This window comes from Pseudomonas sp. NY15356 (assembly GCF_048068175.1).
In the GTDB taxonomy this organism is placed as follows: domain Bacteria; phylum Pseudomonadota; class Gammaproteobacteria; order Pseudomonadales; family Pseudomonadaceae; genus Aquipseudomonas; species Aquipseudomonas putida_K.
Genome location: NZ_JBLUPW010000022.1, coordinates 42076 through 56662, shown reverse-complemented (window position 1 = coordinate 56662; position 14587 = coordinate 42076). Strand labels below are relative to the sequence as shown.

Sequence of the window (14587 nt, the reverse complement as noted above, 5' to 3'; positions counted from 1 at the left end):
GCGGACATTTTGCGGGTTCCTCTCGGGGAAGTCCAACCACAGCCTTACTGAATAGCTGTTATCGCTCGATCGTCGCAATAGCGGGTCACTCGATTTCGAACAGTCCGTTCTTGAGCGGCCCGACACTCAGTCGCTCTCGTACGTCGTCATCGATACGCGGGTCGTCCGGGCGATACAGCTTGACCTGGCGATAGGCGTTGATGCGGTTGACCTCCTCGCCCAGGTACTCCCAGACCACGCGGGTGCAGGCGGGGTTACGGCGGTCGCCGCTGGAAACGCCGTTCTTCAGGCCGTTGAGGCGGGTAATGCGGCTCTTGAAGCTGGGGATGAGGATGGTCTGGCTCATCTCGTTGAAGGTCAGCGACTCGTAGTCGATGAGAAACATGCGGTCCTGCAGCTGGAACGCCGCGCCCAGGTAGCGGCACCGCACTTCGGCATGCTGGTCGGTGGCACTGGAGCGTTCCTGGCGCTCCAGGCGCTCGAACAGGAAGCTGCCACGCTCTTCCCACAGGTGCACCAGCGACACGAGGATCGAACCTGGCACCGACATGCAGTTGGAGTATTCGAAGTAGTAGCCGCAATAACGCGACAGGTTGCCCGCCTGGGCATGCAGTGGCTTGAACAGCTCACTGATCGGGTCGTTGTGCTGTTCGGCCTGGGCCGACAGGTTGCGCACGCCGATCAAGCGGGCGAACTGTTCCGGGGGCAGGCCCAGCTCATAGTCCTCCACGCCGAAGAAGTCGCCAATGCGCTTGAGGTTGTAGGCCGTCGGACGGCTCTGGCCGCTCAAGTACTTGTTGAATTGCGCGCGGTTGATCGACAGCTGTCGGCAAACCTCTGAAATAGAGCGGTAATGGCTGCAGGCCAATTTCAGGTTGATAGCGAAATGATCGCCCATGAGAAGGTCCAGGTGATGCGAGTGATGCAATTCTAGCATCAAGTCGCATCAAGTGAGAGCAACCCGCGAAATTGTAACCACAGTTGTCATGGCCAACCATGCGCGCCAATGAAAGCGGTGCGTCCCTGCCGCCCGCTGCTCTTTCCACGCGAACAATAAGAATCGAGGTCATTTTCCAATGCTCGAAGCACTCAACGATTTCCTGTCGGGGAAACTTCTCATCGTGCTGATCGTCGGACTCGGCGGTTACTTCACCATCCGCTCTCGGTTCGTCCAGTTCCGTCATTTCGGCCACATGTTCGGTGTGTTCAAGGAATCCCTTCGCGGCCAGGCCGGCCAACTGAGCTCGTTCCAGGCCCTGATGCTGAGCCTGGCCGGCCGTGTCGGTGCCGGTAACATTGCCGGGGTCGGCATCGCCGTGACCCTCGGTGGCCCAGGTGCCGTGTTCTGGATGTGGGTCACCGCACTGGTGGGCATGGCCAGCAGCTTCTTCGAATGCACCCTGGCCCAGGTCTACAAGCGCGCCGACGGCGACGGCCTGTACCGCGGCGGCCCGGCCTACTACATCCTGCACGGCCTGAAGCTGAAAAGCATGGCCATCCTGTTCTCCATCCTGCTGCTGGTCACCTACGGCTTCGCCTTCATCGGCGTGCAGTCGTACACCATGACCCACTCGCTGCAGAATGCCTTCGGCTTCGAACCGGGCACCACCGGTATCGTCCTCGCCGTACTGCTGGCCATCACTTTCATCGGCGGCATCAAGCGCATCGCGGCGGTGTCCGACCTGCTGGTCCCGGTAAAGACCCTGGCCTACATCGGTGTGACCCTGTACGTGATCGGCACCCAGATCGAACACGTGCCAGCCATGCTGGAAACCATCTTCAAGAGCGCCTTCGGCCTCGACCCGGCATTCGGCGGCCTGCTCGGCAGCGCCATCGTCATGGGCGTGAAGCGTGGCGTGTTCGCCAACGAAGCAGGCTTGGGCAGCGCGCCGAACGTCGCCGCCGTGGCCGCCGTGAAGCACCCGGGTGCCCAGGGCGTGGTGCAAGCCTTCAGCGTATTCCTCGACACCTTCGTGATCTGCACCTGCACCGCGCTGCTGATCCTGCTGTCGGGCTTCTACACGCCTGGCTTCGAAGGTGACGGCATCGTCCTGACCCAGAACTCGCTGGCCGCCGTGGTCGGTGACTGGGGCCGCCTGTTCGTCAGCGTCGCGCTGTCGCTGTTCGTCTTCACCTGCATCCTCTACAACTACTACCTGGGCGAGAACAGCCTGCAGTTCCTCAGCCGCAACCGCGTCGTGCTGATGGTCTTCCGTGGCCTGGTGCTGGCATTGGTGATCTGGGGTTCGGTACAGAACCTGTCCACCGTGTTCGCGTTCGCCGACATCACCATGACCTGCCTGGCGTTCGTCAACCTGATCGCCCTGGCCCTGCTGTTCAAGACCGGCCTGCGGGTGATGCGCGACTACGACGACCAACGCCGTGCAGGCATCGAGCAACCGGTGTTCGATTCCAGCAAGTTCGCCGACCTGGACCTGGACCGCAACGCCTGGCCAGCCAATCCACAGGCTGACACAGCCGCTGACAAAGCCGCCGCCCAGGCTCAGCCGCAGCGCTGATATCCTCTCCTGCCCAGCCGCCCCGTCCGGGGCGGCTCTCTTCTCCGCTCATCGCTACGGAAGCTTTCCATGCGTGCAGTCAAGAATCTTCTCGTCCTCTACACCGGTGGCACCATCGGCATGCTGCAAACCCCTGAAGGCCTGGCCCCGGCCAGCGGCTTCGAGGCGCGGATGCGCGAATACCTGGCCTCGCAGGCCGACGCGCCAGGCCTGGCCTGGTCGCTGCGTGAGCTCGACCCGCTGATCGACAGCGCCAACATGCAGCAGGCCAACTGGCTGGCCATGCGCGACACCATCGTTGAGGCGGTGGAGCGCGATGGCCATGACGGGGTACTGGTACTGCACGGCACCGACACCCTGGCCTACAGCGCGGCTGCGTTGTCGTTCCTGCTGCTGGGCCTGCCAGTACCGGTAGTGCTGACCGGCTCCATGCTGCCGGCCGGCGCACCCGACAGCGATGCCTGGGGCAACCTGCTCGGTGCCCTGCGGCTGCTGGAGCGAGGCCTGGAAAGTGGCGTACAGCTGTATTTCCACGGCCAGCTGCTGCACGGCTGCCGTGCCTCGAAGCTACGTAGCGAGGCATTCGATGCCTTCGCGGCCCTGCCCCGTCATCGCGAGGGCGAACGGGCTGCGGCAATTCCCCCGGCACTCGATTACCGGCAGCGCCGCGAACCGGTGAAGCTTGCGGTTTTGCCGGTAGTGCCTGGGCTGCAGGCCGGCTTCGTCCAAGCGTTGCTCGCCACCGGCATCCAGGGCCTGGTGCTCGAATGCTATGGCAGCGGCACCGGCCCGTCCGACGACCAGGCCCTGCTCGATGCCTTGCACGATGCCCGCCAGGGCGGTGTGATGATCGTCGCGATCAGCCAATGCCCGGAGGGCTCGGTGGTGTTCGATACCTATGCCGCAGGAAGCCGGTTGCGTGACACAGGGCTGGTCAGCGGCGGCGGAATGACCCGCGAGGCGGCGCTGGGCAAGCTGTTCGCCCTGCTGGGCGCCGGGCTCGATGTCCAGGCGGCAGAACACTGGTTTGCCCTGGACCTGTGCGGCGAGCGCGCGTAAGAGCGGCCTTGTGCCGCTAAAGGGGCGCATAACAGTCCAGGGATTTCAGTTCCCCACGCTGGACCGCCGGGGACGCTGCGCCGCAGCGTCTCGTCAGCGAAGACGTATTCCAATAGCGTTGTTCAAGGCGATAAACAGGCGTGCGGCCCAAGAGCGGGCGCGTATCGCTTGGATTTCTTCGAGGTTGGAGAAAGTGTAGCGCACGCCCTTGCGGCGTTCTTCTGCGCGGAGGTGGGCGAGGCCGGCTACAGTGCGCCAGATGCCGATCATTACAATTGTGGGCAATGCCATACAGACCATGAGCGTTACGGTGGGATATTCATCCATGAGCGAGACGACAGCACCGCCGCCGAGAGTGCCCATGGCGGCCCAAACTGGAGGAACGTAGGCCTCCCTGCGTGGCGCAACATGCACCCTGCCATCTCGGATCTCGTAGGGCACTGGCGTGATGTTCAGTCGGGATATCAGGAGATAACTAATCGCAGTAATCGCCAATAGTACGCCGATAAGTAAGGTTCCTGTAGGCCACCCCTCTTTTTGGGGGGCAGGTGAAAGTATGTACGACCCTGGAATGAAAAGGATCAGAAAAAATATCTGGAACAAAGAATATGTGCAAAAGGCGCTGCAACTATTACTGATGTAGGCGCACTGACTTCGCGTCCAAAAAATAAGAAACGACAATATTATGACGAGTGCCAATGGCCAGTCGCATATTAGATGAGCAAGAAACAGGCAGGCAACTTCAAATAGCATGCCGTAGCGGGTTAGCTTGAAAACTTCATAGATTCTTGAGGATGGCATTTTACCATTGTCCCTTGGTGAGTCCGTCTCCTAGCTTTTTGTCGCCTCCATATTCGACGAATGCTTTCTGGGCTATTGTGCCGAGTAGGAAAGATATGCCTATTACAAGTACTAATGGCGCTGATCCAATAGCCGCAGCGGTCAATACGCTTGTCGCAAAGCCAACAACATTTGCGGGTTGGCTGTATGCAGATCGCTCGAAGAACTCACCCAGAGAATTGGAGTCCCTGGCATCGATAAGTGCTTGTGGGCCGAATGACAATAGGCCTCCCACTGCATTGCTTGAAATAATCTTCGCGAATCCCTGCGCGCCATAGGTTCGTGGATCAAGCCCTACGCGACTGTTCAGCAATCGTTGAGCATGGTGAACCGGCATATGGATATTGTTCCCCACCCGCAACGACCTGATGTTGTAATAGGCCGCCCCCTTCATCACCGGCACCTGGAACTTGAGTGCTGCCGAGTAGGCCGCGGGGGTTTTCGCCCCAGGGATTGGTGCGTGTGCAAAGCGGGGGTATGTAGTACATGGTCTGCATTCCTTACTGTGCATGAATTATTCATGCCTGCATCCTGCAGTAAGTGGGTAAGTGGCGTGCAGAAGAGTAAAAAAGAGCAAGGAGCTTCAGTCAATAAACGCGAAGGCGTTTTGGCTGGATAATTTTTTATTAGGAATTTCGAAAAGTAGGAAGTTTATTTCGCTAGCTGTAGGAATAGTCTCTTTGCAGGCATTACTGGCCGAACTTTCTTGACATATTTATGGGTATGATAATTGGATATAGTGCTAGGTGGATGAGCGGACGGGATAGGCCTGACGGTATGGCATGGCTGTTTTGGGGCTGCTGCGCACCCTTTTCGCGGCGCAAGGCCGCTCCTACAGAGAATGCACGTGTTGGGGTTAATGGCGGAAGGCAGCGGGAGTCGAACCTGCCCGGGAACGGCTGCCGTCCCCAACCGGGTTTGAAGCCCGGCCGCGCCACCGGGCGCGATTGCCTTCCTTGTAGTCAGTGCCTGGCCGGTTGCTGGGCCAAGGCGCTGTCGGCGCGGATGTAACGCTGGTCGGCGACCCTCCGGGTCAGGCCGAGACGGTCGAAGTATTCGAGAATCTGTACGCTTCGCTTGCGACCGATGCCCAACATATCGCGAAACGCCGCGACCTGCACTATCGGTGTACTGGCCGAATGCTGCAATAGCATGTCGGCCATGTGCCGGATCGTCACCTCGGGGTAGAACAGATCGCGCACCACCTGGTGCACCAACCCCAGCCGGGCCAACTTGCGCAGCAGCAGGCGTACTTCGCTCTCGTCGCGTTTTTCCGCCGAAGCCAGGGTACGGACCCACGGCGGGTCATACAACCCTTCCAGCAATACCGGCTGCAGCCGCGCCCATAAGGCAGCGTCGGCTTCGCTCAACTGCACCTTGTGATCCGGCAGGTGCAGCCAGGGGCCGCTGCTGACGATATCGCCCGACGCCAGCAGCTCCTCCAGCAAAGTGACAAATGCCGGGCGATCTACGGGCAAGGCAACGAAACGGCGCAGCCGGTCGCGGTCCGGGCCGAGCTGGTCCGGTTCCTGTTCATGGAAGTACGCAAGCTGTGCGATTACCTGCTGCTTGAGTGCCTGCCAATGATGCCGGGCAAACAACAGCGGGCCCTGTTTCGTGGTGATGGTTTGCACACCCTCGGGCAACTGCCAGCTTTCACGCAACCGATTGAACTGACGTTCCAGGCGCTGCGGGTCCAACCCTCCCGGTGCTACGTCCAGCATGGCAGGCAAGGCCTGCTCCAACTCCGAGGTATCGCGCAACACCTGCAACTGGCGCAGGCGCGCTTCGCTACGCCGCTGGCGGCTGGGGGCGAAGGGGTCGAGTACCCGACCACCACCCAGCGTGCGCTGGGCACGCTGGTCACGCAGCACCAGGCGGTCACCGTGCACCGCCTGCAAGGGCGCGTTGAGCAGCAGTTGGGCGAACATCCGCTGACCAGCCTTCAGTGTCTCACCTTCGAGCAGCGCTACCCGCGCCGTGACATCCTGCGTGCCCAAATGCACATGCACGGCGCTGAAATGCTCGAAGGTGCGTGTTTCGCCCGGCAGCAGCGTGAGCTCAATGTCCACCCGCGTGCTTGGCGCATGCAGCCAGTCGGGCACCAACCAGTCGCCGCGATGGATCTGCTCCAGGGCCAGGCGCTCGGCATTGATGTTCAAGGCCACTCGCTGGCCGGCGTCGGCCACCAGCGCGGCCTGGTTCTGCGCATGCAGGCCGCGGACCCGTACCGCTTTGCCCGCCTTGCCCAGCAACAGGTTGTCCCCGGCACTGACCCGCCCGGCCAGCGCCGTACCGGTGACCACGATACCCGCACCGGGCACGGCGAACGCCCGGTCCACCGCCAGCCGGAAGCCGCCCCGGGCGCTGCGCTGGCCCACGCGCGCCTCGGCCGCCAGCAAGGCCTGGCGCAACGCCTCAATGCCTTCACCTGTGACGCTGGACAACGGAAACTGGGCCGCATCGGCATAAGGGCCGGGCGCCAGCAGGTCGCTCACTTCGGCCTGCACCTGGGCCACGCGCACCGGGTCGGCGCGGTCGCACTTGCTGATCGCGACCAAGGCCTGGGGAACGCCCAGCAGCTCGATGATCGCCAGGTGCTCGCGGGTCTGCGGCATCACGCCGTCGTCGGCGGCCACCACCAGCAGTACCAAGTCGATGCCATGGGCACCGGCCAGCATGTTATGGATGAAGCGCTCGTGGCCCGGCACATCGATGAAACCGGTCAGCGGTCCCCCTTCGGCCAGGGCGGCGTAGCGATAGCCGAGGTCGATGGTCATGCCCCGTGCGCGCTCCTCCTGGCGATGGTCACCCGCCTGGCCGGTCAGGGCCTGGAGCAGCGCGGTCTTGCCATGGTCGATATGGCCGGCAGTGCCGACGATCATTGGACCGGCCCCAACTGCAGCTCAGGGAGCTGCGCCAGCCACTGGGCTTCGTCATCCAACTGGCGCAGGTCGAGCCACAGGGCATCGTCGTCGATGCGCCCCAGCACCGGCACCGGCAAGGCGCGCAAGGCACGTTCCAGTACGTGCAGGCTACGCCCGCGCAGCTTCTTCGACACCTGTGGACGCAGGCACAACGCCGCACTGGGAAGACGTGCCACCGGCTGGCTGCCGCTACCTATCATGCCCAGCGCGGGCTCCACGCTGACGACCCATTGCGGCCCCAGGCAGTTGGCCAATACGGGCGCCAGGCGCTCGGCCTGGGCAGCGATCTCGCCTTGCGGGCGCGTCAGCAAGCGCAGGCTGGGCAGGCGCTCGGCCAGGCGATCAGGGTTGCGGTACAGCGCCAGCACCGCCTCCAGGGCAGCCAGGGTGATCTTGTCGACGCGCAGGGCACGCTTGAGCGGGTTCTTCTTGATCTTGGCGATCAGCTCCTCGCGCCCCACGATAATGCCGGCCTGGGGACCGCCGAGCAGTTTGTCGCCACTGAAGGTGACGATGTCGGCGCCATCGGCCAGGGCCTGGCGTACCGTAGGTTCGGCCGGCAGCCCCCAGCGCGTGAGGTCGAGCAGGCTGCCACTGCCCAGGTCTTCGAGCAGGGGCAGCCCGTGGGCGTGGGCGATGATGGCCAGCTCGGCCGTGGGCACCTGGTTGGTGAAGCCCTGGATGCTGTAGTTGCTGCAGTGCACGCGCATCAGCAGACCTGTGCGCGGGTTGATCGCCCCTTGGTAGTCACGGGCATGGGTGCGATTGGTGGTGCCCACCTCGTGCAGGCGCACACCGGCGCGGGCCATGATGTCCGGGATACGGAAGGCACCGCCGATCTCGATCAGCTCGCCCCGGGAGATGATGCCCTCCTTACGCGCGCCCAAGCTGTTGAGCGCCAGCAACACGGCAGCGGCATTGTTGTTGACCACGGTGACCGCTTCGGCGCCGGTGAGCTCGCGGATCAAACCTTCGATCAAGTCGTCGCGGTCGCCACGCTTGCCGGTTGCCAGGTCAAACTCCAGGTTGAGCGGGTAGCGGGCGGCGGTCTGCATGGCCTCGACGGCTTCTTCCGGCAGCAGAGCGCGGCCGAGGTTGGTGTGCAGCACGGTGCCGGTGAGATTGAAGACTCGGCGGACCTGGCTGCGCTGCTGTATGGCCAGGCGCTCGCCGGCGCGGCCCAGCAGGACTTCAGCAGCCAGTTCGGCGGCGCTGAGCTGGCCGGTGCGGGCGGGGGCACGCAGGTCGTCGAGCAGTTGCCGTAGGGTGGCCAGTACCGCGTCGCGGCCGTGGCGGTCGATCAGCGGGAGGCAGGCTGGGTGGCGCAGAAGAGTGTCGATGGAGGGCAGGCGTGGGGTGTCGCTGGCTACGCTGGAGGACATGCGGTACTACCTTGGACTGATCCGTTGTCTGTACTGGCCTCTTCGCGGGGTAAAACCGCTCCCACAGGGTCCGAGCAGTTTTTGAGGCTTGCCCGGTACCTGTGGGAGCGGGTTTACCCGCGAAGAAGGCGACTCGGTCTTACAGTGTAGACACTCTCCATTACCCAGGTGCGAGCATCAGGTTCGGTGCCAACCGATGGAAGCCCTCTTCATCCAGGCGCATGTCCAATGCCAGGCTGGCCAGGTCGTCGGCCAAGGGCTCGGCGGCGCTGTCGTTCTCCAGATAGCACTGCTTGAGGTAGCTGTTGCAGCCGGGGCAGCACTCGGCGCGCAGCGGCGCCTTGCCCGGCGCATGGCGGTCATCCTCGAGGTTGGTGTAGCGCAGGTCCTTGCTCGAGTCGCAGTACACGCACTTGACCCGCACCACATGCCACTCGCAGGCACACAGTGAACAGGCCAGGTAACGCAGGCCATTGTGTTTGCCACGGTTACGCACTACCCCGGCCATGGCCGGCGAGCCACAGGCTGGGCACTGCGAAAGGCTGCCACCAGGTTTGAGTTCAGGCTCCGGCAGGCTCAGCAACCAATGGCTCCACGCCGCCTGCAATGCAGCACCAATGAAGGGCACCACGGCAGCTGGCACAGCATCATACTGGCCGCCGAGCAAGGCGATGGCCCAGCCCTTGCGCTGCGCTTGATCACTGTTGCCCAAGGTACGCACGGCATCGGCCAGCGCGTTGCTCGGCTCATCCTGGAAGTGCTCGAGCAATGCGTCCAACCAAGGCAGCCAGGGCCCCTCGCGCACCAGGCTGTCGGCGGCCAGCGGCGGCAGGCCATGGCTCAGGCATAGGCGCCGACGCTCCTCAGCCACCGGCAGGGGGGTTGGCGGCTGCGCCAGCAAGCCCTGCTGGACACGACACAGCCGGGCGGCCAGCCGAAGGTAATCGCTCAAGGCGTGCCCCTCGGCCAGGTGTTCGAGCCGTTCGGCCCGCAACTGGAACAGCTCGGAGGATGGAAGATGCAGAAACGGCGGCGCAGTCGCCGCCGCCTCGATCTGCCCAGGTTCGAGAATCGTGCTCAAGCGGTCATCCTTCTTTTCTACCCGGGCTTGGCGGGGCCTTGTCGCCCGTCACGTCCCGGTACCACAGTTCATGATGCTTGCGCGCCCAGGCGCGGCTCACCGTGCCATGCAGCATCGCACCCACCGAGCCCTTGATCCAGATACCGGCGTAGATGTGCACGATGATGCTGAGGATCAGCACGAATGCCGCCAGGGCGTGCAGCAAGGTGGCCAGGCGAATGGCGCCGATGTCGAAGTACTGGCTGAACCAGGCTCGCCAGATCACCACGCCACTGACCAGCAACACGAGCATGCACAACAGCAGGGTCCAGAACAGCAGCTTCTGCCCGGCGTTGTACTTGCCGATCGGTGGCACGCCCTCTTCCTTGTTCAGCATCACCCGGTCGATACGGCGTAGCCACAGGCGGTCGTTGGCCGAGATGTAGTTGGCGCGCCAGAAGCGCAGCACCAGGCCGAGGAAGAACACGAACATCGCCACCCCGAGGAACGGATGCAGGATGCGTGTCCACGGCCCGCCGCCAAACAGGTGGCTGAGCCAGAACAGTGCCGGATGGAACAGCGCCAGCCCCGACAACCCGGCCATCACGAACAGGATCGCGACGATCCAGTGGTTGCTTCGCTCGTTGGCGTTGTAGCGCACGATAGGTTTGTGGTCGCTCATGGCCGTGGCTCCCCTTGCCCACCGGGCTTGGTCGGGTCATAGACATGGACCGACGGGTCCACTTGGTGCACGCCGTCTTCGCCCGTGGTCGGATGTTCCTGCTCCTCGACCCGCTGTGGGCCGACCCGCACATAGTGGAAGAACCCGGCCAGCACCGCCGCGCCCATGGCCAGCAGCGCCAATGGCTTGCTGATGCCCTTCCACAACCCCACCAGGGGGCTGATTACCGGCTGGTCTGGCAAGCCGGCGTACAACTTGGGCGTATCGGCATGGTGCAACACGTACATCACGTGGGTGCCGCCGACGCCGTCCGGGTCGTACAACCCGGCGTTGTCGTAGCCACGGGACTTGAGGTCGACGATGCGCTCGGCGGCATGCACCTTCATTTCGTCCTTGCTGCCGAAGACGATCGCCCCGGTCGGGCAAGTCTTCACACAGGCCGGCTCCAGGCCCACGGCCACGCGGTCGGAACACAGGCTGCACTTGTAGGCTTTGTGGTCCTTCTGCGAGATGCGCGGGATGTTGAACGGGCAACCGGTGATGCAATAGCCGCAGCCGATGCAATGGTCCTGGTTGAAGTCGACGATGCCATTGGCGTGCTTGATGATCGCCCCCGGGCTCGGGCACGCCTTCAGGCAACCAGGTTCGGCGCAATGCATGCAGCCATCCTTGCGGATCAGCCACTCCAGGTTGCCATCGTCGCGCTCGTGCTCGGTGAAGCGCATCAGGGTCCAGGTGTCGGCAGTCAGGTCCTGGGGATTGTCGTAGGTGCCATGGTTGTGGCCGACCTCGTCACGCAGTTCGTTCCACTCCGAACACGCCACCTGGCAGGCCTTGCAACCGATGCACTTGGTGGTGTCGATCAGCTTGGCCACTTCTTGCTGTTGGCGTACCGAAGGCGGTACGGTCGTGGTGGCCGAGCGGGCGATGATGTCTTGCTGGGCCATTTAGATTTTCTCCACGTTGACGAGGAACGACTTGGACTCCGGCGTCTGGGTGTTGCCATCGCCCAGGAACGGCACCAGGGTGTTGGTCAGGTAGCCATGCCGGGTGATGCCGGTAAAGCCCCAGTGCAACGGGATACCCACGTGGTGCACGGTCTGGTTGTTGACCTTCAGCGGACGGATCCGCTTGGTCACCACCGCCACCGCCTCGATATGCCCTCGCTTGGAGCTCACCCGCACCCGATCGCCCGCCTTGATGCCCTTCTCATTCGCCAGCACCTCACCGATCTCGACGAACTGCTCAGGTTGGGCAATGGCGTTGAGACGGCAATGCTTGCTCCAGAAGTGGAAGTGCTCGGTCAGCCGGTAGGTGGTTGCCGCATAGGGGAACTCGTCGGCCTTGCCGAGGGTATCCCACACCGAGTCGAAGACCCGCCCGGCCGGGTTGCTGGTGGCCTTCTTGTTCTGCGGGTTCAGCGGGTTGATGCCGATGGGCGTCTCGAACGGCTCGTAGTGTTCGGGGAACGGCCCCTCGGCCATCTTGTCGATGGCGAAGAACCGCGCCACACCTTCGGGGTTCATGATGAACGGGTTCATCCCGGCTTCCGGCGGCGAGTCGACCTTGAAGTCCGGCACGTCGGTACCGGTCCAGGCCTTGCCGTTCCACCACACCAGGCGCTTCTTCTCCGGCTCCCAGGGTTTGCCCTGCGGGTCGCTGGAGGCACGGTTGTAGAGGATGCGCCGGTTGGCAGGCCACGCCCAAGCCCAGTTCTGCACCTGATGCATGCCGTAAGGGTCGCTGTTGTCGCGCCGGGCCATCTGGTTGCCCTGCTCGGTCCAGCAACCCGAGAAGATCCAGCAACCGGACGCGGTGCTGCCATCGTCTTTAAGCTGGCCGAAGCCGGAGAGCTGCTGGCCTGCCTTGAGGGTGGTACCGGCAGCATCGACCTGGTCGGTGATCGCCCAGCCGTTCATTTCCTTGGCCAGCTCCTCCGGGGAAGGCTCTTCAGGAATCTTGTACGGCCAGCTGATATTGAGCATCGGGTCGGGGTAGGCACCGCCCTCGGCCTTGTAGCGATGGCGCAGGCGCAGGAACAGCTCGCTCATGATCTGTACGTCGGTGCGGGTCTCGCCCGGGCCGTCGGCGCCCTTCCAGTGCCATTGCAACCAGCGGCTGCTGTTGACCAGCGAGCCATCCTCTTCGGCGAAGCAGGTGGTGGGCAGGCGGAACACCTCGGTCTGGATATTGGCCGTGTCGACGTCGTTGAACGGGCCGGCGTTGCGCCAGAACTCAGAGGTTTCGGTGGCCAGCGGGTCCATGATCACCAGCCACTTGAGCTTGGCCAGCGCGGCGGTGACACGGTTCTTGTCCGGCAACGCAGCGATGGGGTTGAAGCCCTGGCACATATAGCCGTTGACCTTGCCCTGCCCCATCATCTCGAACATGCGCAGTACGTCGTAGGAGCCGACATCCAGCTTGGGCAGCCACTCATAGCCCCAGTCGTTCTCTGCGGTGGCGTTGGCGCCATACCAGGCCTTCATCAGGCTGACGTGGAATTTGCCGTAGTTCTGCCAGTAGGACAGCTGCCCTGGGCGCAGCGGTTTGGATGCGCGTTTGTCGATGTACGTGGCGTAGTCCTGCTCGGCATCGCCGGGCAGGGTCAGGTAGCCAGGCAACGAGTTGGACAGCAGCCCCAGGTCGGTCAGGCCCTGGATGTTGGAGTGGCCGCGCAGCGCGTTGACCCCGCCGCCCGGCATGCCGACGTTGCCCAGCAGCAACTGGACCATGGCCGCACTGCGGATGATCTGCGCACCGATCGAGTGCTGCGTCCAGCCGAGCGCATAAAGGATCGTCATGGTCTTGCCCGGTTGCGAGCAGGTGGCGATCTCTTCCCAGATCTTCATCATGGCGTCCTGGGGCATGCCACAGGTCATGCTCGCCACTTCCGGGGTGTAGCGGCTGTAGTGCTGCTTCATCAGTTGGAAGACGCAGCGCGGGTGCTGCAGGGTCGGGTCGACCTTGGCGAAGCCGTCTTCACCGAGCTCATAGCCCCAGCCGGACTTGTCGGCATAGATACGCTTGTCCGCATCGTAGCCGCTGAACAGCCCATCTTCGAAGCCATAGCCTTCGTTGACGATGAACGACACGTCAGTGTAGTTGCGCACGTACTCGTGCTGGATCTTGTCGTTGCTCAGCAGGTAATTGATCAGCCCGCCCATGAAGGCGATGTCGGTACCGGTACGGATCGGCGCATAGTAGTCCGCCACCGAGGCGGTACGCGTGAACCGCGGGTCGACCACGATCAGCCGCGCCTTGTTGTGCGCCTTGGCTTCGGTCACCCACTTGAAGCCGCACGGGTGCGCCTCTGCTGCGTTGCCACCCATCACCAGGACCAGGTTCGCGTTGGCGATATCAGACCAGTGATTGGTCATGGCGCCACGGCCATACGTCGGGGCAAGACTTGCCACCGTCGGGCCGTGTCAGACACGCGCTTGGTTATCGAACCCCAGTACACCCAGCGAACGGACCACCTTGTGCGTCAGATAGCCGGCCTCGCTGGAGGCAGCCGACGCGGCGAGGAAGCCCACGGTAAGCCAACGGTTGACCGTCTGGCCCTGATCGTTCTTCTCGATGAAATTGGCGTCGCGGTCCTTCTTCATCAGGTCGGCGATGCGATCGAGCGCCTCGTCCCAGCTGACCCGGGTCCACTCCTTGCTGCCTGGCTTGCGCACCTCGGGGTACTGCAGGCGGTTGGGGCTGTGGATGAAGTCCAACAGGCCGGCGCCCTTAGGGCACAGGGTGCCACGGTTGACCGGGTGATCCGCATCGCCCTCGATGTGGATGATGTTCTGCTTGACGTTCTTCCCCGCGTCGCCCTGGCTGTACATGATCAGGCCGCAGCCGACCGAGCAGTAGGGGCAGGTGTTGCGGGTCTCTTTGGTGTGCGCCAGCTTGAAGTGGCGCACCTGCTCGGCGAACGCAGGCGTAGGGGCCATGCCCAACGCCGCAAGGCTCGAGCCTCCAAGGCCGACAGCGGCGACCTTGAAGAACTGCCGACGGTTGAGGTCCATCGTGCACTCCTGATCAGGTTCTGGGCGCCTGGAACGTGCCGGCGCCTCTAGGACTCACGGTAGCGGCCATCGGGATGGCCACCAACCTGTAACTCTAGTCAA

Annotated in this window: 10 protein-coding genes and 1 tRNA gene; 2 read left to right on the top strand and 9 right to left on the bottom strand. The window is 63.2% G+C overall.

Features of this window, described 5'->3' with window-relative positions; all coding sequences use genetic code 11:
- Nucleotides 1-85 precede the first annotated feature (85 nt).
- Nucleotides 86-898 carry a helix-turn-helix domain-containing protein gene (locus ACNFCI_RS17345; RefSeq protein WP_368829819.1) on the bottom strand — a complete coding sequence of 271 codons (813 nt, stop codon included), beginning with the start codon at nt 896-898 and terminating at the stop codon, nt 86-88.
- 178 nt (nt 899-1076) lie between these two features.
- On the opposite strand from ACNFCI_RS17345, the gene ACNFCI_RS17340 reads away from it, so the two are divergent.
- The gene (locus ACNFCI_RS17340; protein ID WP_084857358.1) at nt 1077-2519 is read left to right on the top strand and encodes an alanine/glycine:cation symporter family protein; all 1443 of its coding nucleotides are present in this window, start codon (nt 1077-1079) and stop codon (nt 2517-2519) included.
- 69 nt (nt 2520-2588) lie between these two features.
- The gene (locus ACNFCI_RS17335; protein ID WP_084857356.1) at nt 2589-3578 is read left to right on the top strand and encodes an asparaginase; all 990 of its coding nucleotides are present in this window, start codon (nt 2589-2591) and stop codon (nt 3576-3578) included.
- A 93-nt stretch (nt 3579-3671) separates the two neighbouring features.
- Here ACNFCI_RS17335 and ACNFCI_RS17330 read toward each other — a convergent pair whose 3' ends face one another.
- The 8 genes from ACNFCI_RS17330 to fdnG form a co-directional block, all read right to left on the bottom strand.
- A complete protein-coding gene (locus ACNFCI_RS17330) occupies nt 3672-4379 on the bottom strand; it encodes a hypothetical protein (RefSeq protein ID WP_416768084.1) in 708 nt (235 codons plus the stop codon).
- 899 nt (nt 4380-5278) lie between these two features.
- Nucleotides 5279-5374, bottom strand: a tRNA-Sec gene (locus ACNFCI_RS17325).
- A gap of 6 nt (nt 5375-5380) precedes the next feature.
- Nucleotides 5381-7303, bottom strand: a complete 1923-nt coding sequence (gene selB, locus ACNFCI_RS17320) for a selenocysteine-specific translation elongation factor (RefSeq protein WP_368829816.1) — start codon at nt 7301-7303, stop codon at nt 5381-5383.
- Nucleotides 7300-8727: an L-seryl-tRNA(Sec) selenium transferase gene (selA, locus tag ACNFCI_RS17315; protein WP_368829815.1), complete on the bottom strand. Its 1428-nt coding sequence runs from the start codon at nt 8725-8727 to the stop codon at nt 7300-7302. The genes selB and selA overlap by 4 nt, the downstream gene beginning before the upstream one ends.
- 160 nt (nt 8728-8887) lie before the next feature.
- Entirely contained in the window at nt 8888-9808 is a 921-nt protein-coding gene (gene fdhE / locus ACNFCI_RS17310; RefSeq protein ID WP_084857346.1) for a formate dehydrogenase accessory protein FdhE, read from the bottom strand.
- Nucleotides 9809-9812: 4 nt separating this feature from the next.
- Complete coding sequence (locus tag ACNFCI_RS17305; RefSeq protein ID WP_084857344.1) at nt 9813-10469, bottom strand: formate dehydrogenase subunit gamma; 657 nt, start codon at nt 10467-10469, stop codon at nt 9813-9815.
- Entirely contained in the window at nt 10466-11416 is a 951-nt protein-coding gene (gene fdxH, locus ACNFCI_RS17300; protein ID WP_084857342.1) for a formate dehydrogenase subunit beta, read from the bottom strand. Before fdxH ends, ACNFCI_RS17305 begins: the two co-directional genes overlap by 4 nt.
- The gene (fdnG, locus tag ACNFCI_RS17295) at nt 11417-14485 is read right to left on the bottom strand and encodes a formate dehydrogenase-N subunit alpha (protein WP_143515215.1); all 3069 of its coding nucleotides are present in this window, start codon (nt 14483-14485) and stop codon (nt 11417-11419) included.
- Nucleotides 14486-14587: the final 102 nt, after the last annotated feature.

Excerpts from the sequence above, each read along its gene's own strand:
- selB (WP_368829816.1), bottom strand. The coding sequence starts at position 7,303 with ATGATCGTCGGCACTGCCGGCCATATCGACCATGGCAAGACCGCGCTG.
- ACNFCI_RS17335 (WP_084857356.1), top strand. The coding sequence starts at position 2,589 with ATGCGTGCAGTCAAGAATCTTCTCGTCCTCTACACCGGTGGCACCATC.
- ACNFCI_RS17330 (WP_416768084.1), bottom strand. The coding sequence starts at position 4,379 with ATGCCATCCTCAAGAATCTATGAAGTTTTCAAGCTAACCCGCTACGGC.
- ACNFCI_RS17305 (WP_084857344.1), bottom strand. The coding sequence starts at position 10,469 with ATGAGCGACCACAAACCTATCGTGCGCTACAACGCCAACGAGCGAAGC.
- ACNFCI_RS17340 (WP_084857358.1), top strand. The coding sequence starts at position 1,077 with ATGCTCGAAGCACTCAACGATTTCCTGTCGGGGAAACTTCTCATCGTG.
- selA (WP_368829815.1), bottom strand. The coding sequence starts at position 8,727 with ATGTCCTCCAGCGTAGCCAGCGACACCCCACGCCTGCCCTCCATCGAC.
- ACNFCI_RS17345 (WP_368829819.1), bottom strand. The coding sequence starts at position 898 with ATGGGCGATCATTTCGCTATCAACCTGAAATTGGCCTGCAGCCATTAC.
- fdxH (WP_084857342.1), bottom strand. The coding sequence starts at position 11,416 with ATGGCCCAGCAAGACATCATCGCCCGCTCGGCCACCACGACCGTACCG.